General features: G+C 68.7%; 22 protein-coding genes and 2 pseudogenes. 12 read left to right on the top strand and 12 right to left on the bottom strand.

Annotated elements, in window-relative coordinates; genetic code table 11:
- Positions 1-88: 88 nt before the first annotated feature.
- The 3 genes and pseudogenes from FFI97_RS28040 to FFI97_RS28030 all read right to left on the bottom strand — a co-directional run bounded on the left by FFI97_RS28040 (position 89) and on the right by FFI97_RS28030 (position 3021).
- Positions 89-937 carry a hypothetical protein gene (locus FFI97_RS28040; protein WP_139701529.1) on the bottom strand — a complete coding sequence of 283 codons (849 nt, stop codon included), beginning with the start codon at positions 935-937 and terminating at the stop codon, positions 89-91.
- Positions 885-2302 (bottom strand): annotated as a pseudogene (locus FFI97_RS28035) (tyrosine-type recombinase/integrase). Before FFI97_RS28035 ends, FFI97_RS28040 begins: the two are co-directional and overlap by 53 nt.
- Before the next feature lie 290 nt (positions 2303-2592).
- Positions 2593-3021: a low affinity iron permease family protein gene (locus tag FFI97_RS28030; RefSeq protein WP_062476172.1), complete on the bottom strand. Its 429-nt coding sequence runs from the start codon at positions 3019-3021 to the stop codon at positions 2593-2595.
- A 266-nt stretch (positions 3022-3287) separates the two neighbouring features.
- On the opposite strand from FFI97_RS28030, the gene FFI97_RS28025 reads away from it, so the two are divergent.
- Both FFI97_RS28025 and FFI97_RS28020 read left to right on the top strand, forming a co-directional pair.
- The gene (locus tag FFI97_RS28025; RefSeq protein ID WP_062476175.1) at positions 3288-3779 is read left to right on the top strand and encodes a ferritin-like domain-containing protein; all 492 of its coding nucleotides are present in this window, start codon (positions 3288-3290) and stop codon (positions 3777-3779) included.
- A gap of 30 nt (positions 3780-3809) precedes the next feature.
- Positions 3810-4136: a hypothetical protein gene (locus tag FFI97_RS28020; protein WP_255221129.1), complete on the top strand. Its 327-nt coding sequence runs from the start codon at positions 3810-3812 to the stop codon at positions 4134-4136.
- On the opposite strand, the gene FFI97_RS28015 is transcribed toward FFI97_RS28020, so the two are convergent.
- Together FFI97_RS28015 and FFI97_RS28010 are read right to left on the bottom strand one after the other, a co-directional pair.
- A complete protein-coding gene (locus FFI97_RS28015) occupies positions 4137-4565 on the bottom strand; it encodes a DUF1810 domain-containing protein (RefSeq protein ID WP_062476178.1) in 429 nt (142 codons plus the stop codon). It abuts the gene before it with no gap.
- Between the two features lie 4 nt (positions 4566-4569).
- Positions 4570-6828, bottom strand: a complete 2259-nt coding sequence (locus FFI97_RS28010; protein WP_062476181.1) for a hypothetical protein — start codon at positions 6826-6828, stop codon at positions 4570-4572.
- Between the two features lie 146 nt (positions 6829-6974).
- Between FFI97_RS28010 and FFI97_RS28005 the strand changes: the two genes are divergently transcribed.
- Entirely contained in the window at positions 6975-7337 is a 363-nt protein-coding gene (locus FFI97_RS28005) for a hypothetical protein (RefSeq protein ID WP_139701528.1), read from the top strand.
- Positions 7338-7646: 309 nt separating this feature from the next.
- On the opposite strand, the gene nadE is transcribed toward FFI97_RS28005, so the two are convergent.
- From nadE to FFI97_RS27985, 4 genes are read right to left on the bottom strand one after another with little or no spacing between them, the layout of a single operon-like run.
- Positions 7647-8504, bottom strand: coding sequence for an ammonia-dependent NAD(+) synthetase (gene nadE, locus FFI97_RS28000; protein ID WP_062476187.1), 858 nt, complete (start codon positions 8502-8504; stop codon positions 7647-7649).
- Positions 8505-8529: 25 nt separating this feature from the next.
- Positions 8530-9711: a phospholipase A gene (locus FFI97_RS27995; RefSeq protein ID WP_062476190.1), complete on the bottom strand. Its 1182-nt coding sequence runs from the start codon at positions 9709-9711 to the stop codon at positions 8530-8532.
- Positions 9708-10169, bottom strand: a complete 462-nt coding sequence (locus tag FFI97_RS27990; RefSeq protein WP_062476193.1) for a hypothetical protein — start codon at positions 10167-10169, stop codon at positions 9708-9710. The genes FFI97_RS27995 and FFI97_RS27990 overlap by 4 nt, the downstream gene beginning before the upstream one ends.
- A complete protein-coding gene (locus FFI97_RS27985; RefSeq protein ID WP_062476196.1) occupies positions 10166-12262 on the bottom strand; it encodes an ATP-dependent helicase in 2097 nt (698 codons plus the stop codon). The genes FFI97_RS27990 and FFI97_RS27985 overlap by 4 nt, the downstream gene beginning before the upstream one ends.
- Before the next feature lie 149 nt (positions 12263-12411).
- Here FFI97_RS27985 and FFI97_RS27980 point away from each other — a divergent pair, with 149 nt between their 5' ends.
- The gene (locus tag FFI97_RS27980) at positions 12412-13431 is read left to right on the top strand and encodes an AEC family transporter (RefSeq protein ID WP_095949457.1); all 1020 of its coding nucleotides are present in this window, start codon (positions 12412-12414) and stop codon (positions 13429-13431) included.
- A gap of 9 nt (positions 13432-13440) precedes the next feature.
- Here FFI97_RS27980 and FFI97_RS27975 read toward each other — a convergent pair whose 3' ends face one another.
- Entirely contained in the window at positions 13441-14091 is a 651-nt protein-coding gene (locus FFI97_RS27975; RefSeq protein WP_253252503.1) for a hypothetical protein, read from the bottom strand.
- 276 nt (positions 14092-14367) lie between these two features.
- On the opposite strand from FFI97_RS27975, the gene FFI97_RS27970 reads away from it, so the two are divergent.
- Together FFI97_RS27970 and FFI97_RS27965 are read left to right on the top strand one after the other, a co-directional pair.
- Positions 14368-14577 (top strand): hypothetical protein, encoded by a 210-nt coding sequence (locus FFI97_RS27970; RefSeq protein WP_062476199.1) that lies wholly within the window; start codon positions 14368-14370, stop codon positions 14575-14577.
- A gap of 163 nt (positions 14578-14740) precedes the next feature.
- Positions 14741-16330 (top strand): S41 family peptidase, encoded by a 1590-nt coding sequence (locus tag FFI97_RS27965; RefSeq protein WP_062476202.1) that lies wholly within the window; start codon positions 14741-14743, stop codon positions 16328-16330.
- Between the two features lie 24 nt (positions 16331-16354).
- On the opposite strand, the gene priA is transcribed toward FFI97_RS27965, so the two are convergent.
- Complete coding sequence (gene priA, locus FFI97_RS27960; RefSeq protein WP_139701566.1) at positions 16355-18430, bottom strand: primosomal protein N'; 2076 nt, start codon at positions 18428-18430, stop codon at positions 16355-16357.
- Positions 18431-18916: 486 nt separating this feature from the next.
- Positions 18917-20026, bottom strand: coding sequence for a uroporphyrinogen decarboxylase (gene hemE / locus FFI97_RS27955; RefSeq protein ID WP_062476208.1), 1110 nt, complete (start codon positions 20024-20026; stop codon positions 18917-18919).
- 143 nt (positions 20027-20169) lie between these two features.
- Between hemE and FFI97_RS27950 the strand changes: the two are divergent.
- The 6 genes and pseudogenes from FFI97_RS27950 to FFI97_RS27925 all read left to right on the top strand — a co-directional run.
- A pseudogene (locus tag FFI97_RS27950) lies at positions 20170-21762 on the top strand (GMC family oxidoreductase); the annotation flags it as partial.
- Between the two features lie 79 nt (positions 21763-21841).
- Positions 21842-22648, top strand: coding sequence for an SDR family NAD(P)-dependent oxidoreductase (locus tag FFI97_RS27945; protein ID WP_062476213.1), 807 nt, complete (start codon positions 21842-21844; stop codon positions 22646-22648).
- Positions 22649-22665: 17 nt separating this feature from the next.
- Complete coding sequence (locus FFI97_RS27940) at positions 22666-23466, top strand: MoaF C-terminal domain-containing protein (RefSeq protein ID WP_062476216.1); 801 nt, start codon at positions 22666-22668, stop codon at positions 23464-23466.
- Positions 23467-23493: 27 nt separating this feature from the next.
- Positions 23494-23886, top strand: a complete 393-nt coding sequence (locus tag FFI97_RS27935) for a nuclear transport factor 2 family protein (protein WP_062476218.1) — start codon at positions 23494-23496, stop codon at positions 23884-23886.
- A gap of 37 nt (positions 23887-23923) precedes the next feature.
- Complete coding sequence (locus tag FFI97_RS27930) at positions 23924-25426, top strand: aldehyde dehydrogenase family protein (protein ID WP_139701525.1); 1503 nt, start codon at positions 23924-23926, stop codon at positions 25424-25426.
- A 42-nt stretch (positions 25427-25468) separates the two neighbouring features.
- Positions 25469-26734, top strand: a complete 1266-nt coding sequence (locus tag FFI97_RS27925) for an ABC transporter substrate-binding protein (RefSeq protein WP_139701524.1) — start codon at positions 25469-25471, stop codon at positions 26732-26734.
- The last annotated feature ends 5 nt before the right edge of the window (positions 26735-26739 follow it).

Here is a 26739-nt window from a genome sequence, read left to right as displayed (position 1 = left end):
CGCGGCTCCATCCAGATGCGTGGAGCCAGTGTCAATTTAAGAACTGCGGGACACGTCCTTATAAGCGTTCGTGAACGGTCGTGATCGTTCATGAGCGGTCAGTGTCATCTGATGGAACCGCTTTGGGTAGGAGATGCGTCTCGTTGCGGTTGAGCCACTGTTGAAGGGCGGTTAAGGTAAAAGGCTCCCAAGGACGCTTCGATCCTCCGGGGATCTCGATTGTGTTGGTGCCTTTGAGTCTGAGCGCTGGGAACCGCCCGCTTCCGGCCATCTCGAGCAACTCCCCCCAAACAAGTAGGGGCCGCCAAGGCCCAGTCGAGGCTGTTCTGTCGAGCGCCTCGGCGATCTCACTAGCGATGGGCGATCTGATCTTGCGATCCTCAACCAACTCCACCATGCGTTTGGAAAAAAAGCCCGGCCTCAGGAGGGCATCATGTGGCAACTGAGCCTCAACGACCAAAGGGGGTCTATTTCGTTCCACGGCGGCATGCTGTTCCAGTTCGAGGAGGCGAGCCACCACGTTTTGCTGCACCGGAGTCGCATTTTCGAATCCTGCGAGGACGAGGAAGTGATCTAGAAACACCGGTCGACGTAGCGAGCCCCTGTATTCTTCTTCGCACCAAATTAGGAAGGAGATTGGCTCTTCCTCCGTTGGTACTTCGGAACTGCAGCCATCCTCGTCCTCGTGACATTCGGACCAATCCTTCATCACGGAGCGAGCGCTTTGCAGCTGACTGGGCCGGGCGGGAGAGATGGGATCCGACAGTTGACAAGCTTCGTCTGGGACACTGATAGCCGGCGGCACAGGTTGCACTCCGCTGATCAACATTGCACCGGTCGCGACGGTCCACTTTGGAAGCTTCAAGAAACCGGTGAACGTTGCGTTAAGGCTGTCCAGCTTCTTTAGCTCTTGTATCGTGAAGCTTGTTGATTTCATGGTCATTCGGTGTCTGGGGTGCGTGCCTGGCGGTGAATTCGACGCCGGCCTCGGTCAAAATCCAAGCTTCAATCTGGTCATGCCACTTGCGCAGCAGGTCCAGTGGCCGGCGGCGGTAGTGCTTCTCGGCGATCGCGCTGGGCTTGTGCCCCTGGATCTGCGCAATGGCACCGGCCGGCGCCTCGCACCATTCGGACAATGTGCCGAACGATCGGCGCAGGCCGTGCAGCGTGACGTGCGGCAAGTCGGCCTGTTCGAGCGCCTTGGTGTGGGCACTGCGCGGCTCGGCGAGCCTACCATCTGCTGAGGTCGGGCTTGGAAAAACCCAGGGTGACGGGCTCCAGGTGCGGCCTTGTGCTTCGAGGCGTCTGATTTGTCGCCGAGTCGGCGGTACTTCGTTCAGCCGCTTGAGTTTGAGCAGCAGGCTGGACAGATAAGGGGGAGAGGGATGGTCCGCCCTCCCGTTCCTTCCACTTTGTCGTTGAGCGTCAGGCTGCGCCAGCGGAAATCCACGTCTTCTCAGCGCAGCGCCGCCAACTCTTCGCGCCGGGCGCCAGTGAGGAGCAGGCCTTGTAGGTACGCGCTGATGACCGGGTTGGGTAGTTCGCGCACGCTGGTGAACCAGGAGGCCAACTGTTCGCGCTGCAGGCAGTCGCCCTCTTTGGCTTTCACGCGCGGCACGGCGTCCTTCACGCTGCGCGTTTGGTAACTGTCGGCGGGAATGAGCCCCTTGTAGGCCGGCGTGTCCTTGGCCCAGCGAATGAAGCCTCGCAGCAGTCGAAACGACAGGGCGGTCATCGTCGGGCGGGTGGCGGTCTCGGCCGTGAGCCATTGCGCGAGGCGGGCTCCCGTGAGGTCCGGTAGCCGCAGCGGGCGCAGCGCAGCCAGCGGACCAGCCTGGGTGAGGCCCTGTCTCCGCTTCCTGGCCACCCCGCCTTCCGAGGCGTGCTGGACGTGGTCGCTGTAGTGACGTTCGCTCCAAAACGTCTTGCGCTCCTGGATGTAGGCGTCCCACGCCTGACCAAAGAGCACATCCTGGCGTGCGGCCTCTTCTCGGCGGGCCTCCAAGGCCTGGCGCTGCTCGGCCTTCACCTCCCTGGGGTCCTTGCCCTCATTCACGAGCATCTTGCGGCGGCTAGCTTCCGTGCGCGCGCGGCCCAGTTCCCAGGCGCGTGCATCGCCGATCGTGACGCGCAGCGTCTTGCCGAACAGGCGGGACTCGAAGACGTAGGCGTGCGCACCGGCCACGGTGACCCGCAAGCCGAACCCGGGGGTCTTGGCGTCCCAATGGATGGTCTGTTGTTTGCCGGGCTCGCAGGGTAGGTTCTCTACCCGTGCAGCGGTCAGAGTCAGTTTGGTCGTCATAGATGCCTACATGGTGCCGTGTAGGCACCATGTAGGCAGGTTAGAGCAATTTTGGGCAACACCGATCTATGCAAAGAATTTTCGATAGCGATGTAAGTTATTGATTTAAAAAGAAATCACCTCCTGTATCACCATCGATCAACACAAAAGCATGTCGACTTGTTCAGATTGAAAATCCGCGTGTCGGTGGTTCGATTCCGCCCCAGGCCACCAAATTCAGTCAAAAAGCCCGACCTTCCGAGGTTGGGCTTTTTGCATTCTGGCGCCGTGTTTGGGGAATCGCGTTCGCGCTATCCGGCCCGATCCCCGTTGATGTCGTCATGCCCGCGGCGCCTGCGTTCGGCCCGCGCCTTCGCCAGCGTGGCCTGGCTCTGCTTGGCCGCCGCCTCGCAGCGCGCGTGCAGCGCGATCAGTTCCTTGTCCGTGAGCTTCTCGATGCCGATGAAGTCGTCCTCCGCGTCGGAGGTGCGGATCAGTTCGTCGAGCTTGGTCTGCAGGGCGACGCTGTCGCGGTTCTGCGTGTTCTGGATCAGGAACACCATGAGGAAAGTGACGATGGTGGTGCCCGTGTTGATCACCAGCTGCCACGTTTCCGAAAAGCCGAAGAACGGCCCCGCGACCGCCCAGGCCACGACGACGATCACGCAGACCAGGAAGGCCGCCGGGCTGCCCGTCCAGCGTGCGACGGTGTTGGCGAAGGAATCAAAGAGTCGCTCCATGCGCGTGTCCTCCAGTCGGGGCGATGCTGCCGCGGCGGTGCGCGCGAGCGCGTCAGCCGAGGCCCGCCTCGCATGGCATCGCAATTCCCCTGAGGCTGTCGGCGCATGGCGGTACGCGGCTGTGGCCTCGGACACGGCTTACACGCGTCGTCGGGTCGAGACGACAGGGCGCTTGCCGCACCGTGTCGACCATGAAGGCTCATTGCAGTCTTTCTTTCTCAACCCGGCCCTCGCTTCGGCGACCGGCCTTCAAGGAGCAACCACCCATGGCCAACGATATCCAGGCAACCACCGCGGACGCGGTGTCCAACGATCAGGTGATCGACGTTCTGAACGACCTTCTGGAGAACACGCGCGACGGCGAGTACGGCTTTCGCGCCTGCGCGAAGGAAGTCGACTCGGCGCAACTGAAGCCGGTGTTCGAAAGCCGCGCCTCGCAATGCGCCAGCGCGGCATCCGAACTCGTCGCACTCATCCGCCAACTCGGCGGCAAACCCGACGACGGCGGCACGGTCAGCGGTGCGATGCATCGCGGCTGGGTGCATGTGAAGGGCGCGGTCGGCGCGAACAGCGCGCTGTCGATGCTCGAGGAATGCGAGCGCGGCGAAGACGCGGCACTCGCGCGTTACCGCAAGGCCCTCAAGGCCGACCTGCCGGCCGAGGTGCGCATGCTGGTGCAGCGCCAGGCCGACGGTGCGCAAGCCAACCACGATCAGATCAAGGGCCTGCGCGATCAATTCCGCAGCGCCAAGGGCTGACCGGCCGGCACCCTCGGGATGCCATTCACCATGACCGGTGACAGCCGCGCGCCCGCCATGCCCCGTGCGCCGTCTGCGACGGAAGTTGCGGACGGCGTCGGCGAGCGCCTTCTCACCTTCAGCTATCTCGGCTGGTGGTTTTCGTGCGCCGCGCAGCGAGTGGACGATCAGACCTTCAGGCCCGTGGTCTTCTGTCGCGCCTATGGGGGCAGCGACGTCGAAGGCGCGGAGCAGCGCTTGCCGCCCGACACGGACAACGTCGCGTACGGCAGCGAGGCCGAGGCGCTGCGCCACGCCGAGCAGCAAGCGATTCGCTGGGCGCATGACCGCACGGGCGACGGCCAGGGCCGGTTCTGATCACGCAGCTCGGATGAGCGCGATCGTCGCGTCGTCCCGCGCGCCATTGAAGTACTGCGCCAACACGTCGCCGAACACGGGGGCTTCAGGCGCCACGATCTCGAACAGCGTCATGCAGGAGCGCAGCTTGAGATCGTCCGGCGAGCCGAAGACCTGGTGCGCATCGCTGCCGGGCAGGGCGCGCACCAACTCCGCGCAGTGGCGCAGTCGCTCACCGAGCACAGCGTGCTGCCAGTACGCCGTCGCCTCGGCGGTACCGTCGAGGCCGAAGAACTGCGCGGTCGCACTGCGGCCCAGTGCCTTCAGTTGAGGAAACACGAACCACATCCAGTGCGTGCGCTTGCGTCCCGCCGCGAGTTCCGCGCAGACCTGGGCGAAGACGGGCTCTTGCGCCGCCACGAAGCGTTCGAGGTGCCAGTCGATGGTCATGTGTTCACGCGCCCGGTGTGGTTGCAGTTGCCCGATCATGCTGCAACCGCGGCGGCAACCGAGGGTCGAGCCAGTCCATGCGCCACGCCAGCAGCAGCACCGCGCCGACCACGCAGGTGACGGCCAGCGCGCCCGCGAGGCCGTGCCGCTGGCGGTACGGATCGGGCGCGATGCGCTGGGCACCCGGTGGCACGCGCGCCGTCTGCGACAGCATGCCGCCCAGGCGCACGTTGACCTTCATGCGGCCATTGATGGCCCATCCGCTCGCATCGAGGATCGGACCCAGGCTGCGCTGGCGCAGCTTCAGCCACGCGATCAGCATGCTCGGTCCCGAGATCGCGATCACGATGCCGACGAGCGCCACCGGTATCCATTGCCCCAGGTCGACGAACTTGCCGAAGATGCCGACCAGCACCGCACTGATGCTGCCCAGCGCCACGCCGATGGCGGCCACGGTGCCGACGTCGATGCGGCTGGCGGTGGGAAGGATCGGTCCCGGCTTGGCCGGCGTCTTCGTTGACGAGGCCGCTGCGTCGGTCGGTTGGTCGGCGGTGGCGACGCGTCCGGCCAGCGTCTGCAACGCGCTCTGCGAGCCGGCCTCGCTGGCCGCCGCGCGTTTCGCCACCTGCTCCTCGATCAGCCGCACGAACTTCTTGTACGGCGCGAAGAAGGCCTGCGCCACGCTCGTGGGGTTCTCGATCAGCTTGGTGACGGTGGCGTCCCAGTCGCGGCCCTGGCGGTCGTAGAACACGCCATTGCGCCCGGCAAAAAGGAAGTCGACGTCGCCGGCCGTGAACGCGGCGACGATGCTCATCTTCTCTCCCTGGCGCGTGCAGTCGCAGTACGCGAGGCAGGTCTTCGCCAGGCCGGCCAGCGCGGCGTGCCGCGCGGTGTCCTGCACCTGCACCGTGAGCTCGCAGCTGCGCCCGTCGAGGTAGAGCGTGCCCGCCTGGAAGATCGCGCCCTCGCGCCGGTAGAACGCCCTGAACGACACGAAGTTGTGCAACAGCACGCGCAGGTCGCGCTGCAGCCGCAGCAGCTTTTCGAGGTCGGTCAGCAACCGGTTGTGGTGCTCGGCGGCCTCGTCTTCGGCAATGAGTGCGAGCAACGCGTCGCGTGTCGCGAGCAGGGCATCGATGCGTTCACGCGGCAGGCCCGCGAGCGCGTTGTCAGGGCGCGCGGCGATCCACGCGTCGCAAGGCGCGAGCCGCTCGCGCAGCACTTGCCACTGGGCTTCTTCGAGCGTGTCGCGTTCGCCGAGCAACGGCACCACCGCGTCGCGCGCGAACGCGGCCATGGCCTCGGCCCAGGCGGGATTGAGGCTCGCACCGCCCAGCGGCAATGCGCGATGGGGCGTCACCGGCGCCAGCGGCAACTCGGCCACCGGCTGCACGCTCGCATCGAAGGTGTGTCCCGCGAGTGCGTCGTAGGCTTCGGGCGAGGGGTTGAGTGCCACCACCGCCTGCACGTCGTAGGCGGCCACGCGGCAGCGCGCGAAGAAGTCGTCGACCTTGGCCGCGACCGCGCGCAGGGCCTCGGCCGCGGCCAGCGTGCGTGCGCCCAGCGGGAGCAGCGCCTCTGCGTCGCCCTGCGCATGCCAGTCGCGGACCGCTTGCGCTTCGGCCATGAAGGCCTCGGCACGTGCGCGATCGAGGCCGGGCGTCTGCTCGTGCCGGTCGGGCGTGCTGCCGTGGGTGCGCATCGCTTTCTCGATGGTGGCGTGCAGCGCGTCGTCGGTGCCGGCCGTGGCCGGCGTGACCACACCGTCGCCGTTGAAGCGCATCGCGGCCAGCCATTCGCCGCGGTCGGCAATGTCGGCGAGGGTCAGCGTGTGCGTGTCCTGCTTGCCGAGCAGGTCGAGGATGCGCCGGCCTTCCTTCGCGAGGTCGGCGCCCGGCGCGCGCGTGTCGTCGAGGTCGTCCAGCGACAGCGTGCCGCCGCCCGCGAGCAGCACGTCGGCGCTGCGCAGCCGCTCGCAGGCCCACCGGCAGGCCGCGATGACTTCGGGCGGTCGCACGCGGCCGTCGCCGTCGGTGTCGATGAGGTCGAGCGTGCGCGCATCGAAGTCGATGCCGCGCGTGGGGCAGGCGAGTGCGACCCACAGTTTCTGGTCGAGCTCGGCGATGCGTGCGATGTCCTCGCCGCTGCGGAACACCACCTGGTCCACGCCGCCCGCACGGATGAACTGCCAGCGGTGCGGCGTCGGGCCTGGCGTGTGGGTGCCGGGAAGGCCGGCGGGAACGGGGGCGGTGGCGGTCGTCAACGGGCTGATGTCCTTGGGGTGGTTGTGTGGGGTCGGGAGGAAACGGCGTGGGCTGCATGCGTCGTGCACGGCGCGGCGCCTTCCATTCGTGGGCGTCAGCCTAGATCGCGCGACGGGGCGGTCGTGAGGACAGACGGCGCGCAGCGATGTCGGTCGACGCCGACATTGCGCCCGGCGACCGCGGCATCCCACCCACGGCGAGGAGGGTCAATGTTGGGGGATTGAGCGGTTGCGCCGCACCGACTTATCCTCCGGTCGCCATGGCCGCCACATGCATCGATCTCGATCTGCCCGACGGGTGGAGTTGCTGGCTCGAACTGCAGCAATCCGCCGAAGGCGCCTGTTCGGGCAAGGCGGAACTTCGCGAGGGCAACGAGCCGCGGTGCGTGCTGGTGATTGCGCAGCAGCCGACGCGCGAGGCCGTGATCGAGCGATTGAAGTTTCGCGCCGACTACTTCGTCGGGGAGTGGCGCATGCGGCAGCGCGAAGGTGGGGCACCGCGGTCCTGAGCCTTTGGGTCTTGCGATCTTCTGCGCGGACCTCGGACTCGCAAGAAGTCGCCCCCCAAAAAGAAAAAGCGACCGTCTGAAGCGGTCGCTTTTCTTTGGATGCGCGAGGGTGCCGTCGCACCCCGGATCTCACATGCGATACGACGGCGCCGGCGAGGACACAGGTACCAGCTGGTAGCCCTGCCCGTAGACCGCGCGCAGCACGTACCCGTTTTCGCGCTGCAGCGACAGCTTTTCTGGAGAGATTTTTTGCCGTCGCTAGTTCACATGCACACTAGTTCAGTGCATTTTCGCCGTTGGCGCGACATGTCAGTGTGATGCGGTGGGCGCCAACGGTTCGACGGGCAGCGCCCGCTTGTGGGCGCTCTTGCGATGCGTCGAAAGAATCACCGCGCGCGCTGCAGCCGACACCGGCTTGCCTTCGAGGAAATCGTCGATCTGCTCGTAGCTCACGCCAAAGGCGTCTTCGTCGGGCTTGCCCGGCACCAGCGACTCCAGGTCGGCCGTGGGCACCTTGTAGACCAGCGCATCGGGCGCGCCCAGCAGCTGCGCCACCGCGCGCACGCGGCGCTTGTTGAGGCCGGTGAGCGGCGTGATGTCGGCCGCGCCGTCGCCGAACTTGGTGAAGAAACCCATGAGCGCTTCGGCCGCGTGGTCGGTGCCGATCACGAGGCCGTCGTGCGCGCCGGCCACCGCGAACTGCGCAATCATGCGCTGGCGCGCCTTGATGTTGCCGAGCACGAAGTCCTCGTGCGCCGCATCGCGAAACGCCTGCCCGCCCGCGCGCAGCGCGGCCAGCATCGCATCGGCGGCGGGGCGGATGTCCACCGTCAGCAGGCGGTCGGGGCGGATCACCGCCAGCCCGGCCTGCGCCTCGGCCTCGTCGCGCTGCACGCCGTAGGGCAGGCGCATCGCGATGAAGGTGGCGTCGCGGCCTTCGGCGCGCAGCTTCTCGACCGCGCGCTGCGCGAGGCAGCCGGCGGTCAGCGAATCGACGCCGCCGCTGATGCCCAGCACCAGCGTCTTCAGGCCGGTGCTGCGCAGGTAGTCGGCGAGGAAGTCGGTGCGCCGCGCGAGTTCGGCGGCGGCATCGAAGACGGGCGCCACGTGCAGGGCCGCGATGATCTCGCGCTGCGTGGCATCGACGGGGGAGAGGTCTGCACTCATCTGTGGGGCCTGGAAGTGAGGAAGATCAGAAATCGACAAGACTGAGGCCGATGCTCAGCACGGTGCGCTTGCGGTTGTAGTCCACCAGCGTGTCGCCATAGCCATGGAACAGCTGCGTGTGGAAGCGCAGGTTGCTCTTGGTCGGGTCGCCGATGGCCTTCAGCCATTCGAGGCGCACCGAACCGCGGCCGCTGTCGCGCAGGTTGTTGCGCACCGTGATGCCCAGCTGGTTGTCGCGGTTGAGGTTCCAGCGGCCCGTGACTTCGGCGCGGCCGATGTAGTCGGCGATGTCGGGGTTGTCGTCCTTCGCGGCGCTTTCGGACATGCGCTGCCAGACGCGGCCCGTGACGGTGAAGCGGTCGTCGAGCTCGGCGCCGCCCATCAGGTACACGCGGTTCCAGCTGCGCGACAGCGGCAGGCTCTGGCCGTTCGACTGGTGCACGATGCCCACGCCCGCATAGCGCCAGCGCCAGCCGCCGGGCAGCTTGAAGTCGGTCGGGTAGACATACATCAGCTCGGGTTCGTGGTCGGTGGTGCGGAAGGGCCGCGAGATCGCGCCGTTGAACAGCTGCCAGGTCGACTGCTGCGAGTACGCGAACCACAGCGAGTCCTTCTTGATCGGGTCGTTCTGCGTGAGCATGCCCTGCGCGAGCTTGGTGCGCACCGACAGGCCGATGCGCATTTCATTCGCCTGGTAGGCCACGGGCTCGGCCGTGTGGCCGGCCGACGGCGAGGTCGGCGGCTGGGGCTTGTCGGTGGCGGCCGAGGCCGACACCGTGAGCGGGCGGTAGCCGCGGAAGCCGAAGGTGCCGCAGTCGGTGGCGTTCTCGAGTTCCCAGAAGCGCGACAGCGTCGAGTACTGGCGGTCGCGGCAGCCTTCGGTGGTCGCGACCGAGACCACGCGCGTGGCCGGGATCGTGCCGTCCACCGGCGGCTGCGTGCTCGCGAGCACCGGCGGTGCCACGGGCACCGACACCGAGGGCAGTGTCTGTTGTTGCGACCAGCGGTCGTAGCAGGCCAGGCGCGCTTCGTTGTTCGCGCCGAGCGCGGCGCATTGCTGCCAGGTGAGTTGCGCGTCGGCCAGCGGGCTGGCGGGCTTGTCGACGGCTTGTGCTTGTGCGACAGATGCGGCGCCGAGGCATGCGGCCACGGCGGCCACGGTGCGCAGCGTGAACAGAGAAGCAGGGTGTCGTCGTGTCGTCTTCATGGCTTTCCTTCCTGTGCGACGGTTTTGCGCAGCACGAACGGGTGCGTGCGCTCGGTCGCGGCGTCGCGCCACGTGCCGCGGAACTCGCGGCCGCAGGCGCCGGGCTGCAGCGTGCCCGACCAGACGCCGCTGATGGCGCGGCCGTCCAGCGATTCGTCGATGGACAGCGCACCCTCGTCGTCGACATCGCCCGCGAGCTGCGCGACGGTGGTTTTCGTGGCGGCACTGTCGGCGCGGCGCGTGATGGTGCCGCGCACGCCGGCGTATTCGGGGTGCTTGCCCAGCTGCACGACGGCCGTGCCGGGCAGGTCGTCGAAGCGGGCGTCCCACTGGCCGTACAGCGCCTGCAGCGGCAGCTCGCGCGCGTCGGCGGGGCAGTTGGGGTCGCGGGGCGTTGCGCAACCGGCCGCGAGGGCGGCGGCAAGCAGCGCGACTGCGACCGTCGCCGTCGTCCTCATGGCGTGGCAGCGGCCTTGGCCGCGCTGTCCAGCGCCTTGCGTGCGAACTCGGCGCGCAGCGCCTTCAGTTTCTCGCGCGGGTCTTCCTTGGTCGTGGCCTTGTCCAGGCCCATCTCGGCGATGAAGCGGCTGGGCATGCAGGGCACCATGTCGCGGCCCTGCTTGCGCTTCTTGGTCCAGCTCACGGCCAGGCTGCGCTGCGCGCGTGTGATGCCCACGTACATGAGGCGGCGCTCTTCCTGCAGGCGCTGCGTGGTCTCGTCGCTCACCACCTTCTGGCGGCCGTTGTCGTCATCGAGCTTGAAGGGCAGCAGGCCCTCGGTCACGCCGATGAGCATCACGTGCGGCCACTCCAGGCCCTTGGACGCATGCAGCGTCGAGAGCGTGACCACGTTCTGGTCCTGCTCGCGCTCGCTGATGGTCGACAGCAGCGAGATGGTCTGCGCCACTTCGAGCAGGCTCTTGTGCTCGTTCGGGTTCGTGTCGTCGGCACCTGATGCGTCGTCGAGCGAACCGCCGGCGCGTTGCGACATCCAGTCGACGAACTCCAGCACGTTGGTCCAGCGCGTGGCGGCCGCGGCCTCGCTGTCTTCGCCTTCGTACAGATGGCGCTCGTAGTCGATCTCCTTGAGCCACTCGAGCATGAAGGCGCGCGAGGCTTCGGCGCCCATGGTGCGGCGTGCGCGGTATTCCAGGTCGTTGATGTAGCGGCCGAACTCGTGCACGCCGTCGAGCGTGCGCTTGGGGATCACGCTCGGCAGCGACGGGCTGAACAGCGCCGCGAACAGGCTCAGCTTGTACTGGCTCGCGAAGCTGCCCAGGCTGGCCAGCGTGGTGTGGCCGATGCCGCGCTTGGGCGTGGTGATGGCGCGCAGGAACGCCGGGTCGTCGTCGTTGTTGACCCACAGGCGGAACCAGCCGCACAGGTCCTTGATCTCGGCGCGGTCGAAGAAGCTCTGGCCGCCCGACACCTTGTAGGGAATCTGTGCCTTGCGCAGCGCCTGTTCGAAGATGCGCGCCTGGTGGTTGGCGCGGTACAGGATCGCGAAGTCGCGGAACTCCTTGTACTGCTTGCCCTGCGACACCGTGTCGCCCGCGCGCAGGCTGATGATGCGCGCCACCGTGCGCTCGGCCTCGTGCAGCTCGGTGTCGGCATCGACGATGCGCACCGGCTCGCCTTCGCCGAGTTCGGAGAACAGCGTCTTCGGAAACAGCTTGGGGTTGGGGCCGATCACGTTGTTGGCCGCGCGAAGAATGGCGCTGGTGGAGCGGTAGTTCTGCTCCAGCTTGATGACCTTGAGCGTCGGGTAGTCGACCGGCAGCTTCTTCAGGTTGTCCAGCGTGGCGCCGCGCCAGCCGTAGATCGACTGGTCGTCGTCGCCCACCGCCGTGAACTGGCCACGCTCGCCGGCCAGCGCCTTGAGCACTTCGTACTGCGTGGCGTTGGTGTCCTGGTATTCGTCGACCAGGATGTGGCCCAGCATGGCCTGCCACTTGGCGCGCACTTCGGGGAACTCGTACAGCAGCTTCAGCGGCATGCCGATGAGGTCGTCGAAGTCCACGCTCTGGTAGGCCTGCAGCCGCTCTTCGTACTGGACCATGATCTCGGCCGTGATGCGCTCGTTGTCGTCCACCGCGGCGGCCGCGGCCTGCGCAGCGTTCAGGCCCATGTTCTTCCACTTGCTGATCGTCCACTGCCAGATGCGGGCGGTGGCGATGTCGACGGTGCCGCCGCAGTCTTTCAGGATCTTGGTGACGTCGTCGGCGTCCAGGATGCTGAAGGCCTTCTTCAGGCCCAGCACGTGGCCGTCTTCTCGCATCATGCGCACGCCCAGTGCGTGGAAGGTGCACACCACCACCTTGCGCGCGTCGCGCCCGATCAGGTCCTTGGCGCGCTCGCGCATTTCGGCGGCCGCCTTGTTCGTGAAGGTGATGGCCGCGATGCGCTCGGGCTTCAGGCCCGACTGGATCAGCCGGCCGATCTTGTGCGTGATCACGCGCGTCTTGCCCGAGCCCGCACCTGCGAGCACCAGACAGGGACCGTGCATGTAGTTGACCGCTTCTTGCTGGGCGAGATTGAGACCGTGGGACATGGGGGAGGGGGAACCGGGAAAGCGGGAACGCGAAAAAGGCAGGAGGGGCCGCAGGGCGCGGCCGTCGCAAAGCGGGCAATGATACGGGCCCGGCTGCGGCCGTCCGTGTCAGCGGGCATCGCGCGACGAAGGAGGACGACAATGCCGGCGTGCTGCCTGTTTTCCTTGTTACTTTTCCTTTCTTCGCCCTGATCGCGGCCGGTTACGCCGCCGCCCGCACCCGCATCCTGCCGCTGGATGCGATCCCGGGGCTCAACACCTTCGTGCTGTATTTCGCGCTGCCCTGCATGCTGTTGCGCTTCGGCGCCGGTACGCCCATCGCGCAGCTGCTGGACGGCAGCGTTGCACTGATTTGGGGCATCTGCGCGCTGGCCGTGGTGGCGGGCGTGGTGCTGTTCACGCGCAATGCGCGCATCGGCTGGAACGACGCGGCCTTCGGCGCGCTGGTGGCGGCCTTTCCGAACACCGGCTTCATGGGCGTGCCGCTGCTGGTGGCGCTGCTGGGCGCGCAGGCGGCCGGGCCGATCATCATCACCATCGCGTTCGACCTGGTCGTGACCTCGTCGCTGTGCATCGCGCTGTCGCGGCTCGACGGTGCCGGCAGCGCGGGCCGGCACGGCGCCACGCTGGCCGCGCGCAAGGCGCTGCGCGGCATTCTCGTGAACCCGATGCCGTGGTCGATCCTGCTGGGCGTGCTGCTGTCGGCCGTGCGCTGGCAGCTGCCCGGGCCGGTCGAGCGCACGATCGCCATGCTGGCCGACGCGGCCTCGCCGGTGGCGCTCTTCACCATCGGCGCGGTGCTGGCGCGCTCGGCGCTGCTGGCGCGCGAGCACGGCGCCAGCGCCATGGTGGCGGCGGCGATGGGCACCGGCGCCGGGCCCACGCCGAAAGCGCCGCTGGCCGACGTGCTGCCCGTGGTGCTGGTGAAGCTGGTGCTGCATCCGCTGGCGGTCTGGGCGCTGGGGCGTGGTGCCATCGCGCTGGGGCTGCCGCTGGCACCGTCGGCGCTGGCCGTGATCGTGCTGGTTGCGGCGCTGCCGAGCGCGAGCAACGTGTCGATGCTGGCCGAGCGCTTCGGCGCCGACAACGGCCGCATCGCACGCATCATCCTGTGGACGACGGTGGCGGCGTTCTTCACCTTCCCGGTGGCGGTCGGCGCCTTGCGCTGACCGGGGGCGTCACTCGGTCAGCACGCCGAGCTTGTACGGATCGGCGTCGGAGAGCCGCTCGCACTTCGAGAAATCGCGGCCCTGCGTGCCGTCGCAGTAGTAGGTGTTGTAGATGCGGCCGAACAGCGTCGGGCTGGCCGTGAAGAGCACGCCGTGGTCCGGCTGCCAGTTGTCCTTGGGGGCGGGCGCGGTGGCTTCCATCGGGCGGGCCGCGTCGGTGGTGCCGGGGGCGGGCGTGAAATCGGCCAGCGTCTTGCGGGCTTCCTCGCCGCGCCAGCGCACCGCCAGCTCGGCCGCCGTGGGGCGGGTCGCCACCGGCACCAGGATGCCGTTGACCTGCAGGCCGTGACCGAAGCGGTGCGTCTTGCCGGCCAGGAAGGCATAGGCGCAGGCCGCCATGCAATGGCCGCGCACCTCGGTCTGCACGCCGCTCTCGCGGATCGCGTCGGCATACGCGCCGGCCGCTTCGGCGGTGCCGCCGAACGAGTCTTCGAAGACCACGGTGCGCACCGTGCCGCTGCTCAGGAGTTCGGTGAAGGCCTTGACCTTGCTGCCATCGAGCGTGCCCGACACCACCAGCCGCCGACCCTGCAGTTCGAGCTCCGCCGCACCCGCGGACCCCGCAGCGGCAAGGTACGAGAGCGACACGGCGACAGCCACAGCAACCCCAGCCAGAAGAGACGACGATTTCACGGCGACCTTTGCATCAAGCGAGCGGGCACGAAACACCGCGGACCCAGCGATGGAACCGCACAGGCACAGCTTGTGCAAGGGCGGGGGTACCGTCAACTCTTTTTGCAGATTATTTCGGGGTAATCCCAGGGCATGTCTAAAGGCATACCGTGCGTTATCTCTTCAGATGAATGCTTGCGTATGCAGTTGCACTGCTACAGTGGTTCCGAGTCCAAGGTGTGAAGGGTCCAAGTGGGGCGCGCGATGGCAATACTGGTTCGCATCCTGATGTGGTTGGCCTGGCTCGCTGCGGTGGGCTGGTTCTGGCATGCCGGCACGATCGGCACGGGCGCCGCGCTCGCGCTGGCCGCGCTGAGCCTCGTCGTGTTCGCCTGGCCGAACAGCATTGCGCGGCGACGGCACAACGAGCTGCGCTACGTCGACATGGGCAAGGAGCCCACCGGCTACCACTGACGACCGGCGCGGCGCGTTCGTGCAGCGCCTAGGACTTTGGTCCAATGCGCAACGACGCAGAGCTTCCTAGGATGGCGGCGCCTTACCGCCCTCCAGGAATCTCGCCGTGCCTCTTTTCTCCCCACGTTTTCGTTTCGCCCGTCTTCTGCTGCTGGCCGTTCCGATGGCCGTGCTCGTCGCCTGCGGCGGCGGGGGGGACGGCGGCTCTGGCGTCGGCTTCCTGCCGAACAGCGGCACGGGCACCACGCCCCCCGTCACCACCACCCCACCCACGACGCCGCCCGACGTGCCCGACGACGGCGATGCCCTGCGCAACGCGCCCTGGGTCGAGGGCGTGTTCCGGACCGCGAGCCTCTACAAGGACCGCTGCGCGGCGCCGCGCACCGGCACCGACTACGACGGCAAGCCCTTCGCCGACAAGACCGGCCGCACGCTCGACGAGAACAACTGGCTGCGCGCGTGGGTCAACGACACCTATCTCTGGTACGACGAGGTCCCGGACCTGGACCCCGCGCGCTACGCCACGGCCGACTATTTCGACCTGCTCAAGACCCACGCCGTGACGCCTTCGGGCAGGGACAAGGACCAGTTCCATTTCACCTACACCACCGAGGAGTGGAATGCGCTCTCGGGCGCCGGCTCGTCCGTCGGATACGGCGCGCAGTGGGCTTTCTTTGCCCTCTCCCCGCCGCGCGATCTGCGCGTGGCGTACGTGGAGCCCGGCTCTCCCGCGGCCACGACGGGCGCCGGCCTGCCGCGCGGCGCCCAGGTGCTCCAGGTCAACGGCATCGATCTGGTGAACAACGACACACAGGCAGGCATCGATGCCCTCAATGCAGCGATCTTTTCGCCCGTGTCGGGGACACCCACGCGCTTCACCGTTCTCGATGCGGGTAGCCGGACCCCGCGCGACATCACGCTGACGGCGGCGCCGGTGGTCTCGACCCCCGTCCAGAACGTCAAGACGCTCCCGAACGAGGGCCGCACGGTCGGCTACCTGCAATTCAACGACCACATCGGCACGGCGGAACTGCAACTGAAGGCCGCCATGGAGTGGCTGCGCGCGCAGCGGGCCACCGAGCTGGTCGTCGACCTGCGCTACAACGGCGGCGGCTATCTGGACCTGGCCAGCCAACTGGGCTTCATGGTCGCCGGCGAGACGCAGACGCGTGGCAAGACCTTCGAGACCGTGCGGTTCAACAACAAGCACACCGAGCGCGATCCGGTGACTGGCGACACGCTCGCGCCCACGCCGTTCTGGGCCACCACCCTGGGCTTTCTTTCTCCCATCGACCCGCCCCTTCCGCTGCCCAGCCTCGACCTGCGACGCGTCTACGTGCTCACGGGCCCCGACACCTGCTCGGCCAGCGAGGCGTTCATCAACGGCCTGCGCGGCATCGACATCGACGTGATCCAGATCGGCGACACCACCTGCGGCAAGCCCTACGGCTTCTATCCCGAGGACAACTGCGGCACCACCTATTTCAGCGTGCAGTTCCAGGGCGTGAATGCCAAGGGCTTCGGCGACTACCCGGACGGCATCGCGCCCACCTGCTTCGTGCCCGACGATTTCGGCCATGCACTTGGCGATCAGGACGAGGCGCGTCTGGCCGCCGCGCTCGCGCATCAGCGCACTGGCCACTGCCCCGCCGTACCCGCCGGGCGCTTCGCCAAGCGTGCCGTCGCCGGCCCTGCCGCGCCCTTGCTGCACAAGCCCGAAGGCCTGCGCAACCGCATCCTGCGTCCGCGCTGAAGCAGGCGCAGGCGCACGCGCCGCTCAGATGCTGTGCGGGTCCACGTCCACCAGCCAGCGGATCACGCCCTTGCCTTCGGGCGTGCGCCGCAGTTCGTGCAGCAGCGGCTGCCAGGCGGCCAGCAGGCGCTGCAGCGCGGCGCGTGAGGGGCTTTCGATGAGCATCTGCGCGCGCTCCACGTTCGCCACGCGCTGGATCGCCAGCGGCACGGCCGGGTAGCGCGTGACCAGGTCGGCGCCGGGCAGCGCCTCGGCCTGGTCGGCCGCGAGGTTCAGGAAGCCCTGCGCCACCGCCTGCTCGCGCGCGTCGGCGCGCACCAGCGCCTGGAACGCGAACGGCGGCATGGCGGCGGCCTGGCGTTCCTCCAACTGCTGCTTGGCGAAGGCTTCGTAGTCGTGCCGGCGCAGCGCCGCGAACAGCGGGTGCGGCGCGTGGTGCGTCTGGATCCACATCTCGGCCTTAGCGCCTTGCGCCGCGAGGTAGGCGGCGTCGCGGCCCGCGCGGCCGGCCGACTGCATCAAGAGGCTGAACAAGCGCTCGGGCGCGCGGAAGTCGCTGGAGAACAGCGCACCGTCGGGGTTCACGGCGGCCACCAGCGTGATGCGGCGGAAGTCGTGGCCCTTGGCGATCATCTGCGTGCCCACGAGCACGTCGACCTCGCCCGCATGCACGGCGGCGAGTTGCGATTCGAGCGCGCCCTGCTTCTTGGTGCTGTCGGCGTCGATGCGCGCGATGCGCACCGCGCTGCCGTCCGCATGCTTCACGCCCGCGAACAGCTCGGCCAGGTGCTCCTCGAGCCGCTCGGTGCCGCGGCCCACGGGCGCGATGTCGGGGTTGCCGCAGGCCGGGCAGGCGCGCGGCACGCGCTCGGTGAAGCCGCAGTGGTGGCAGCGCAGCGTGCGGTCGATCTTGTGGAACACGCGGTAGGCGCTGCAGTGCGGGCATTCGCTCTTCCAGCCGCAGTCGCCGCAGGCCAGCACCGGCGCATAGCCGCGCCGGTTCAGGAAGATCATGCTCTGCTCGCCGCGCGCGATGCGCTGGCCGATGGCGTCGAGCAGCGCGCCCGAGATCACCGTCTTCGGCGGCTGCAGGTTCATGTCCACCAGCCGCACGGCCGGCAGCGCGCCCGCGCCGATGCGCGAAGGCATGGCCAGCCGCACATAGCGCCCGCCCGGGTCGTCGCCCTCGGGCGGCCGGCTCTGGTGCCAGCTCTCGAGCGAGGGCGTGGCCGAGCCCAGGATCACCTTGGCCTTTTCGCGCTGGCCGCGCCACACGGCGAGGTCGCGCGCCGAGTAGCGCGCACCTTCCTGCTGCTTGTAGCTCGGGTCGTGCTCCTCGTCGACCACGATGAGCTTCAGCCCCGGGATCGACGCGAACACCGCCATGCGCGTGCCCAGCACGATGCGCGCGGCGCCGCTGTGCGCCGCCAGCCAGCTCGCCAGCCGCTGGGGGTTCGTCATGCCGCTGTGCAGCGACACCACGGCCTCGTCGCCGAAGCGCGCCTTGAAGCGGGCCTCGAGCTGCGGCGTGAGGTTGATCTCGGGCACCATCACCAGCGCCTGCGCCTCGGGGTCGCGCGCCAGCAGGTCGGCCACGCAGCGCAGGTAGACCTCGGTCTTGCCGCTGCCGGTGCTGCCTACCAGCAAAAAGGTGCCGGTGCCGGCCTCGATGCGGGCCAGCGCGGCCGACTGTTCGTCGGAGAGCGCGATCAGGTTCGCGGATTCGGCCGTCTCGGCCACCGGGCCGGCCGTGGTCTTGCGCTTGAGCCGGCGCGCCAGTTGGGTCGTGCTCAGGTCGCGCAGCTGCGGCGGCAGGGCGGTCAGCGCGATCTCGCCGATCGAGCGCTGGTAGTAGCGCCCGGCAAACGCCACCAGGTCGCGCCAGGCCTCGCCCAGCGGCGCGAGCGCGTCGAGCGCGGCGCCCACGGGCTTGAGCGCCATGTCGGGCTCGGCGCCCTCCAGCGAGGTCGGCTCGTTCCAGACCACGCCCAGCACCTCGCGCTTGCCCAGCGGCACCCGCACCAGCGTGCCCGGCACCAGCGGTTCGGCGCCAGCGTAGCTCAGCAGGTCACCCAGCGCGGCATGCGCGGGCGTCTGCACCGCGATGTCGAGTCGCCAGGGGCAGGAGACGTTTGTGGCGGATGTGACCGTCGGCGCGCCGGCTTCGGGCGGCGATTCGGTGGAGGGGCTGGGCGTCCTTTTTGGCAAGGTTTGTTAATGCGTTTTGGAGCAAGACCGCTTAAGTTGTTGATTTCACAGCGCTTTGGCGGTCATCCAGAGTTTCTGTGGATAACTTTGTTGACAAGACGGCTGGATAGTCGCCGAAGCCTTGATTTTCAAGGCTTCCGCTGGAATGCCTGTAAAAAAAGCAAAAATCAAAACCTATATAAATCAACCACTTAGCGTCGCTATTGGTTTAGGAGCAGAACCAACGGCCCCTCAGATAATCTTGCGCAGTGCAACACGCGTTTTGTGCATAAGTCGGGCGTCCGGGGCCGTTTTAGGGCTTGACAAACGCCGGACGACTGGCTTTCGGGGGGGCGCTGAGTCTGCCAACCGGGCGGTCGGCAGTTCACATTTGTCAGCTCAAGCGCGCAGCGCGCGCGACTGGTCGTGCACCGCCTGGACCAGCGCCGCGACGTGGTCGGGCGGCGTGAACTGGCTGATGCCGTGGCCCAGGTTGAAGATGTGCGTCGGGCCTGCCGTGGTGCGGTCGGTGTGGGGCTTGCCGAAGGCCTGCAGCACCTTGCCGACCTCGGCCTCGATGGCCGCGGGCGGGGCGAACAGCACGTTCGGGTCGATGTTGCCCTGGATCGCCTTGGCCTTGTCCTCGGTGCCTTCGGCCACGAGGCGGCGCGCGGCGGCCAGGTTCACGGTCCAGTCGACGCCGAGCACTTCGCAGTCGAGCGCGCGCATGGCGCCCAGCCACAGGCCGCCGCCCTTGGTGAAGACGATGCGCGGCACCGGCTGGCCGTCGGGGCCGTGGCGCTTCAGGCCGGCGAGCACGCGCGCGGTGTAGGCCAGGCTGAATTCGTGGAACGCGCCGTCGGCGAGCACGCCGCCCCAGCTGTCGAAGATCATCACGGCCTGCGCGCCGGCGTCGATCTGCGCATTGAGGTACGCGGCCACCGAGTCGGCATTGACCGCGAGGATGCGGTGCATCAGGTCGGGGCGGCCGTACAGCATGCTTTTCACGAGGCGGTAGTCGCTCGAGCCCGCACCTTCGACCATGTAGCAGGCCAGCGTCCACGGGCTGCCCGAGAAGCCGATCAGCGGCACGCGGCCGTTCAGCGCCTTGCGGATCGAGCCCACGGCGTCGAACACGTAGCGCAGCTTGTCCAGGTCGGGCACTTCGAGCGCGGCCACGGCCGCTTCGTCGCGCACCGGGCGCGCAAAGCGCGGGCCTTCGCCGGCCTCGAACGACAGGCCCAGGCCCATCGCGTCGGGCACCGTGAGGATGTCTGAGAACAGGATGGCGGCGTCGAGCGGGTAGCGCGCCAGCGGCTGCAGCGTGACCTCGGTGGCGTAGTCGGTGTTGGTGGCCAGCCCCATGAAGCTGCCGGCCTTGGCGCGCGTGGCAACGTATTCAGGGAGGTAGCGGCCGGCCTGGCGCATGAGCCAGACGGGCGTGTGATCGGTGGCCTGGCGCCAGCAGGCCCGCAGGAAGGTGTCGTTTTGCAAAGGGGCGAAAGGCATGGCCCGATTGTCGCAGGGCCCCCCGCGTTCGCCGTCAGTTGACCCACAGCGCACTTTGCGTTGCATCAACCCGCCCCGATGCGCCAGGGCGCGCGCCAGCCGCGAGCATCCGTTCCCGACAACAACTTCAGTCTGGAACGGACATGGCGCAGCAGGTTTTCGATGTGGTGGTGGTGGGCGCCGGCTCGGCCGGCTGCGTGCTGGCGCACCGGCTGGTGCGCGCCGGGCGCCGCGTGCTGCTGCTGGAGGCGGGCCCGCCCGACGACGACCGCTTCATCCACATGCCCGCCACCTTCGTGCGCGTGATCGGCACCGAGCGCACCTGGGCCTACGAGAGCGAGCCGCAGCCCGCCGCCGCCGGCCGCCGGATGTTCGTGCCGCAGGGCCGCACGCTGGGCGGCGGCAGCTCGGTCAACGCCATGGTCTACGTGCGCGGCACGCCCGCCGACTACGACGGCTGGGAGGCGCAGGGCTGCGAAGGCTGGGGCTGGCGCGACGTGCTGCCGTGGTTCCGCAAGGCCGAGGGCAACGCGCGCTTCGCCTGCGAGCTGCACGGCACGAACGGGCCGCTGAAGGTGAGCGACACGCGCTTTCGCCATCCGCTGAGCCTGGCCTTCCTGCGCGCCGCGCAGCAAAGCGGCCTGGCCTACAACGACGACTTCAACGGCGCCGCTCAGGCCGGCGTCGGCTTCTACCAGACCACCACCTTCGAAGGCCGGCGCGCGAGCACCGCCGCCACCTACCTCGCGGCCGTGCGCGACGACCCGAAGCTCACCGTGGTGACGGGCGCGCACGTGCTGCGCGTGCTCACGCAGGACGGCGCGGCCACCGGCGTGGTCTACCGCACGGGCCGCAACGGCAGCGGCGAAGAGGTGGTCGCCACCGCGCGCGACGAAGTGATCCTCTCGGCCGGCGCGCTCGCCTCGCCCAAGCTGCTGCTGCTCTCGGGCATCGGCCCCGGCGCGCAGCTGCAGGCGCTGGGCCTGCCGGTGGTGAAAGACCTGCCCGGCGTGGGCGAGAACTTCCAGGACCACCTGGAGGTGTCGGTCTACGGCCGCACGCGCGAGCCCGTGAGCCTGCTGGGCAACGACCGCGGCCTGGCGGCGCTGAAGCACGGCCTGCAATGGATGATGTTCGGCTCCGGCCTGCTCACCTCGAACGTGGTCGAGAGCGGCGGCTTCGTCGACACCACCGGCGAAGGCCGGCCCGACCTGCAGTTCCATGTGCTGCCCGTGCTCGTGGGCGACGTCGACCGCGAACCGCTGGCCGGCCACGGCCTGTCGATCAACCCCTGCTTCCTGCGCCCGCAGTCGCGCGGGCGCGTGGCGCTGCGCAGCACCGATCCGATGGCGCCGATCCTGTTCGACGGCGGCTACCTGCAGGCGCAGGCCGACGTCGACACGCTGGTGCGCGGCGTGAAGCTGGCGCGCCGCATCCTGCGCGCGCCGGCGCTGCGCGAGGTGGTGTCCGAAGAGCTGGCGCCGTCAGCCGCCGACGACATGTCCGACGAGGCCCTCGAGGCCTACGTGCGTCAGCGCGCCAAGACCGTCTACCACCCGAGCGGCACCTGCCGAATGGGCCGCGACGCCATGGCCGTGGTCGATGCGCGCATGCGCGTGCACGGCGTGGCCAGGCTGCGCGTGTGCGACGCCTCGGTGATGCCTTCGCTCGTCAGCGGCAACACCAACGCGCCGACCGTGATGCTGGCCGAGCGCTGCGCGGACTTCGCGCTGTCAGGCAACTGAGATTGCACGGTCGGTCAATCGCCGAAGCGCACTGAAACCTAGAGTCCTTCCCAACCAGGAGACACAGCGAATGAGTTCCCCGAATTCCATGACCGGCAAGGTCGCCTTCATCACCGGCGGCGGCACCGGCATCGGTGCGGCGGTGGCCGCGCAGTTCGTCGCGGCGGGCGGCCGCGTGGTGCTGATGGGGCGGCGCCTCGCGCAACTCGAAGCGGTGGCGACGAGGCTCGGCGGGCTCGCGGTGGCGGGCGACGCGGCCAGCACCGCCGACGTGCAGCGCGCCCTGGCCGCCGCGCGCGAACGCTTCGGCGGTGTCGACGTGCTGGTCGCCAACGCGGGCGGCCACGGCGTGGGCGACGCGCTGTCGACAGACGACGCCTCGTGGGCGCTGTCCACGCGCCTGAACCTCGACACCGCCTTCGTCTGCGCGCGCGAGCTGCTGCCCGAGCTCATCGCGCGGCGCGGCAACATCGTCGTGCTCTCGTCGCTCGCGGGCCACTTCGCGGGGCCGGGCGTGGTCGGCTACGTGACCATGAAGCACGCGCTCATCGGCCTCGTGCGTTCGCTGGCGCGCGACTATGGCCAACAGGGCGTGCGCGTGAACGCCGTGTGCCCCGGCTGGGTGCGCACCGAGATGGCCGACGAGCAGATGCAGGTGCTCGTCGACAAATACCGCCTGCCCGATGCCGACGCGGCCTACGCCCTCGTCACGCGCGACGTGCCGATGGGCCGCGCCGCCAGCCCCGACGACGTGGCGAATGCCGTGCTGTTTCTCGCCTCGCCGCTGGCCGCGATGGTCAGCGGCAGTTCGCTGATGGTCGATGGCGGTGCGTCCGCGGTCGACCTGCCCACCATCGCCTTCGCGCACGACGCCTGAGAAGAAGGAAGCAATCCATGAGCACCGACACCACCAAGCCCGCCGACTGGAAGACCTACGACCAGTTCGCCCTCGGCATCGCAACCAACCGCCTGCCTGTCACCGACGCACTCGCCGGCCAGACGCTGCGGCTCGCGCTGCCCGGCTTCCAGCTCACGCTGCAGCCGCGCGCGCAGCACACGCTCGACTGGCACGAAGACGGCGCACGCGGCGGCGAAGGCAAGGGCGACTGGTACGAGGCCATCGAGGTCGCGCCCGACACCTTCTTCCTCGACATCACGCAGGCCAGCCGCCCGAGCGAGGCGCTGACCGTGGTCCTCAACACGCGCACGGCCCGCGTGCTCGCGATCCGCTGCCGCATCATCGGCGCCGACGAGGCCGCGGGCCAGCCGCGCGTACCGCAGGACTTCTGGCCCGGCACGCTCGAAGGCGGCACTGCAACGGGGAGTGCACCGCACGCCACGCGCGACCTCATCGGCCTGCGTACCTGGCAGACCTACAGCCCCAACCACACCTACGAGCACACCTACCTGAGCGCCGAGCGCTATGCGTGGCAGTGCCTCGTGGGCGTGCAGCGCGGCCACGGCGACGTCGATCTCGCGAGCTACTGGAAGTTCGACGACGACCAGTACGTCTTCACCTTCCGCGAGTTCCTGATTCCGGTCGCATCGGTGTTCTTCTTCGACTTCGCGAGCGGCCGCTCGACCGGCAAGTTCCTCGGGCTCACCGGCACCGGCGCGATCGCCAACAACCCCGCCGGCGCCTTCATGCGCAAGGCCTCGCAGACCTTCTACCCGCCCGAGTTCGGGCCCGTCTGACCTCACCGTTGTCCAGGAGCTTTTGTCATGCGCACCCCTTACCAGATCGTGGCCGACCACTACGCCGCCTCCGACCGCCACGACCTCGCCGCGATGTTCGCCGACGTGGCCAACGACGTGCAGTGGACCGAGATGGCCGGCTTTCCCTGCGCCGGCACGCACGTCGGCCCCGCGCAGGTGGTCGAGAAGGTCTTCCAGGTGCTCGGCGCCGAGTGGGAGGGCTACCGCTTCGTGCTCGAGCGGCTGGTCGACGGCGGCGACACCGTGGTCGGCATCGGCGACTACCACGCGCGTCACCGCAAAACCGGCAAGCCGATGCAGGCCCGCGTCACGCATGTGTGGCAGGTGCAGGGCGGAAAGGTGCGGCGCTTCGAGCAGTTCACCGACACGCTGCTCGTCGCGCGCGCCATGCAGCCGTGACGCCTCTTTCTTTCGCACCCCTTCACGGAGCCCGCCCATGAATCTGCGCGACCTGTCGATCGAACACCTCGGCCAGGTGGGCCTGCTGGCGCAGCGCCGCCGCGGCAACCACATCGACGGCCACGAGGTCGTGCCCCGCAACGGGCAGTACCTGCCGGTGGTCGACCCGGCCACCGAGATGACCGTGGCCGAGGCGCCCGACAGCGACGCGGACGACGTGCACGCCGCCGTCGCCGGCGCGCGCCGCACCTTCGAGAGTGCCGCGTGGAAGTCGCTGCGCCCGGCCGACCGCGAGCGCATGCTGTACACGCTCTCGACGCTCATCGAGTCGCACGCCGACGAGCTCAGCGCGCTCGAAACCCTGCAAAGCGGCAAGCTGCGCGGCATCGCGCGCATGGTCGACGTGGGCGCGGGCGCGGAGTTCGTGCGCTACATGGCGGGCTGGGCCACCAAGCTCGAAGGCCAGACGCTCGACAACTCCATCGGCATCCCCGGTGCGCAGTGGGTCACGTACACGCGGCGCGAGCCGGTGGGCGTGGTCGCGGCCATCGTGCCGTGGAACTTTCCGCTCGCCATCGCGCTGTGGAAGGTGGCGCCCGCGCTCGCGGCCGGCTGCACCGTGGTGCTCAAGCCCTCGGAAGAAACACCGCTCACCGCGCTGCGGCTGGCCGAGCTGGCGCTGGAGGCGGGCTTTCCGCCGGGCGCGCTCAACGTGGTGTGCGGGCGCGGCGCCACGGCCGGCGCGGCGCTCGCGGCGCACCCGGACGTCCGCAAGATCAGCTTCACCGGTTCGACGGCGGTGGGCCGGCACATCGGCCACGCGGCCGTCGACAGCATGGCGCGCTTCACGCTGGAGCTGGGCGGCAAGTCGCCGCTCATCGTGCTCGGCGACGCCGACCCCGTGGCGGCGGCGCAGGGCGCGGCCAACGGCATCTTCTTTCACCAGGGCCAGGTGTGCACGGCAGGCTCGCGCGTGTACGTGCAGCGCAACCTGTTCGACGAGGTGGTGCGCCGGCTCGCGCAGGCGGCCGAGGGCCTGCACATCGGCTCGGGCTTCGACCCGAAGGCGCAGTTCGGGCCGCTGGTGTCCAAGCGCCACCTGGCGCGCGTGATGGCGCACATCGACGGTGCCGTGGCCGAGGGCGCCACGCTGGTCACCGGCGGGCGTCAGGCCTTCGACGGCGGCTGCTTCGTGCAGCCCACCGTGTTCGTCGATGCGCAGCCGTCGATGCGCATCGCGCGCGAAGAAGTGTTCGGCCCCGTCGCGACGGTCGTGCCCTTCGACGACGTGGACGACGCGGTGCGCCTGGCCAACGACAGCGCCTACGGCCTGGCGGCCAGCGTCTGGTCGAACGACCTCTCGGCCGTGCACCGCATCGTGCCGCGCCTGCAGGCGGGCGTGGTCTGGGTCAACGCGCACAACGTGCTCGACAACGCGCTGCCGCTGGGTGGCGTGAAGCAGTCGGGCAGCGGGCGCGACCTCGGGCGCGCGGCGGTGGAGAGCTTCACCGAACTCAAGAGCGTGTGCATGGCGGTGTAGCCCCGCCCCGGTTTCGATCACCAAGAAAGAAGGAGACACCTCATGCAAAGCAAAAGACGAATCGCGCTGTCGGCCGTTGCCGGCGCGCTGGGCCTCGCCGGCTTCAGCGGCGCCTGGGCGCAGGCCAGCCCCGACTGCGGCCTCAACACCGGCAAGCCCGCCACGGGCGAGCCCATTCCCATCGGCGCGGTGGTCGGCAAGACCGGCCCCGACGACTTCAGCGCCTCGGGCCAGGCGGCGGCCGCGTACTTCAAGTGCGTCAACGCCAACGGCGGCATCCACGGCCGGCCGGTCGACTACCTCGTGCTCGACGACCAGTGGAACCCCGAGACGGCCGCGCAGGTGGCCTCCAAGCTCGTGAAGGACCGCAAGGTGGTCGCGCTCGTGGGCAGCACCAGCTTCGTGGAGTGCGGCGCCAACGCCAAGATGTACGCCGACGAGGGCGTGATGGTCATCGCCGGCACCGGCGTGCCGCGCGAGTGCTTCAACGCGCGCAACTACGTGCCGGTGAACGCCGGGCCGCGCGTGTCGGCCACCATCGCCGCGATGTACGCCGCGCAGAAGTACAAGGCGAAGAAGATGGTTTGCATCATTCCGAACATCCCGAGCCTGGGCAACTGGGCCTGCGAAGGGCCGAAGGAATGGGGCAGGAAGAACGGCGTGACGGTCGAGACCCTCACCATCGACCCCGGCTCGGCCGACGCCACCTCGACCATGCTGCAGGCCGCCGCGAAGAAGCCCGACACCATCATCATGAACGTGCCCAAGGGCATCCTCGTGCCGATGCTGGCCGCGGCCGAGCAGCAGAACCTGGGCAAGAAGATCCACTTCGTGTCGGCCGCGCCGGCCTACAACGTCGACGTGCCCAAGGCCATCGGGCCGTACTGGAAGGGCAACTTCGACGTCAACCTCGAGTTCAACCCGCTCGAATCGGCCGGGCCCGACAACAAGAACTGGCTCGCGGTGATGGACAAGCACGGTGCCAAGAGCGACCCGCGCGACACCTTCTCGCAGGCCGGCTACCTGGCCGCGCGCCTGGCCACGCAGGCGATGCTGAAGATGGACCCGAAGAAGATCGACCGCGCCGGCGTGACCGATGCGCTGCGCAAGGTGAGCGACTTCCGCAGCGACATCCTGTGCAAGCCCTTCTACGTGGGCAACGGCAACCGCCACAACGCGAACAACAGCGGGCCCATGGCCAGCCCGGACGGCAATGGCTGGCGCTTTGCACCCGGCGGCTGCCTCACGGCGGACGACCCGGAGCTGGTCGACATCCGTGCCGACGAGCAGAAGATGGGCCTGAAGTAAGCGCG

Source organism: Variovorax sp. KBS0712, from assembly GCF_006323185.2.
In the GTDB taxonomy this organism is placed as follows: domain Bacteria; phylum Pseudomonadota; class Gammaproteobacteria; order Burkholderiales; family Burkholderiaceae_C; genus Variovorax; species Variovorax boronicumulans.
This window is presented reverse-complemented; position numbering and strand designations above follow the sequence as displayed.